The 500-nt window shown below is 54.8% G+C and carries 1 protein-coding gene; it reads left to right on the top strand.

What is annotated here, in order from left to right; translation table 11 throughout:
* Positions 1-89, top strand: an 89-nt coding sequence (locus tag SB764_RS38280) for a 4Fe-4S dicluster domain-containing protein (protein ID WP_410866500.1), incomplete at its 5' end; no start/stop codon positions are given.
* Between the last annotated feature and the right edge of the window lie 411 nt (positions 90-500).

The following is a 500-nucleotide window of genomic DNA, read 5'->3' as shown; positions in this document are numbered from 1 at the left end:
GCAAGACCTGCGATATCAAGGACCCGACGCAGAATATCGTCTGGGTCACGCCGGAAGGTGGCGGCGGGCCGAATTATTCGGGCATGTAGGTTTTATCCAAAAGCAAGCTATCGAGCTTCCCGCCCCGTCCTGTCGCGCGACCGGGTATCAGGCTGCGCGCATGCCGAGTGCCGCCCGTCACTCCATGCTCTCCACACCGGACGCTGACGTGACTGATATATAGCTTCCTGACGATAGGCAGCCGGATCATGAGGGCTTGGAAAACGTCGGCGTCTGTTTCAGCCTTTAGGACCACAAATCGAACGCCTGGGAGCGCTTTTTTCAGTTCAGGCCGGAAATTGATCCGGTCAGGGCCGTCTGTCTCGTGAGGCTGTTCGAATGAGTGTTTACATCTATACCATGCCATAATATGGCATACCAAATTGCCTTCCATCATCAACGGACCCAGGAACCTTGCTATGAGCCTGATTCGCAAATCCATTCTTCACGTCGAAACCGTC

The sequence above is a fragment of the Paraburkholderia sp. SIMBA_027 genome (assembly GCF_046535315.1).
Lineage (GTDB): Bacteria > Pseudomonadota > Gammaproteobacteria > Burkholderiales > Burkholderiaceae > Paraburkholderia > Paraburkholderia tropica.
Note: the sequence above shows the minus strand (reverse complement) of the source record. Positions and strands in the feature narration are given on the sequence as shown.